The sequence below is a fragment of the Craurococcus roseus genome, assembly GCF_039523795.1.
GTDB classification, from domain to species: domain Bacteria; phylum Pseudomonadota; class Alphaproteobacteria; order Acetobacterales; family Acetobacteraceae; genus Craurococcus; species Craurococcus roseus.
Genome location: NZ_BAAAFZ010000123.1, coordinates 1 through 925, shown reverse-complemented (window position 1 = coordinate 925; position 925 = coordinate 1). Strand labels below are relative to the sequence as shown.

Sequence of the window (925 nt, the reverse complement as noted above, 5' to 3'; positions counted from 1 at the left end):
CAAGCGCCCCAGGGCAGGCCAGGGTTTCAACAGAGCATCAGTTCCTCTTAAGTGGACCCGCAGAGGACGGGCGGGGCTTGCCCCGCCAGCGAGGGAGGAACAAGGAGGTGGAAACGCCCCGCGGCCGAGCCGGGCAGGACCCCGGTGCGGCGCACCCGTGGACAAGCGGCCGGAGCGCCCGGATGCCGACGCTGCGCCTGATGGCCGACGACCTCACCGGCGCCCTGGACACGGCGGCGGAGTTCGTCGGCCTCGCCGGGCCGGTCCCGGTTTTCTGGCGCGCCCCGGACACCGGGCCCCTGCCGCCTAGCGCCGCGCTCGACACCGGCACGCGGGAGGGCGCGGCCGCCGAGGCGGTGGCCGCCGTCGAAGCGCTCGCGCCGTCGCTGCGCGGGGCGGACATCGCGTACAAGAAGCTGGACAGCCTGCTGCGCGGCAGCGCGCTGGCCGAAGTCGCGGCGTGCTTCCGGCTGGGCGGCTGGGCGCACGCCGTCTTCGCGCCGGCTTTCCCCTACCAGGGGCGGATCACCCTCGGCGGGCGGCAACTCGCCCGCGCCGCCGGGGATGGTTGGACGCCGGTCGGCGGCGACCTCGTCGCCGCCTTCGCCGAGCAGGGATTGCCGGTGCGCAGGGGAGGGCCGGACGGGCCGTTGCAGCCGGGGTTGACGGTCTTCGACGCCGAAACCGACGAGGACCTCGCGCGCATCGCCACGCTGGGGCGGCGGGCCGCCGGGCCGGTGCTGTGGTGCGGCAGCGGCGGTCTGGCGCGGGCGCTGGCCGGCGACGCGGCGACGCCGCCGTCCCGCGGCCTGCGCGCGCCGGTGCTCGGCCTCTTCGGTTCGGACCAGGGCGCCACCGCGCGGCAACTCGCCGCCTGCGGCGCCGCTCGGCTGGAACTGCCGGACGGCGGCCCGGCGGGCGCCGC

Annotated in this window: 1 protein-coding gene; it reads left to right on the top strand. The window is 77.5% G+C overall.

What is annotated here, in order from left to right:
• Positions 1-182: 182 nt before the first annotated feature.
• The coding region (locus ABD067_RS25675) for a four-carbon acid sugar kinase family protein (protein ID WP_343898281.1) at positions 183-925 on the top strand (743 nt) is incomplete at its 3' end.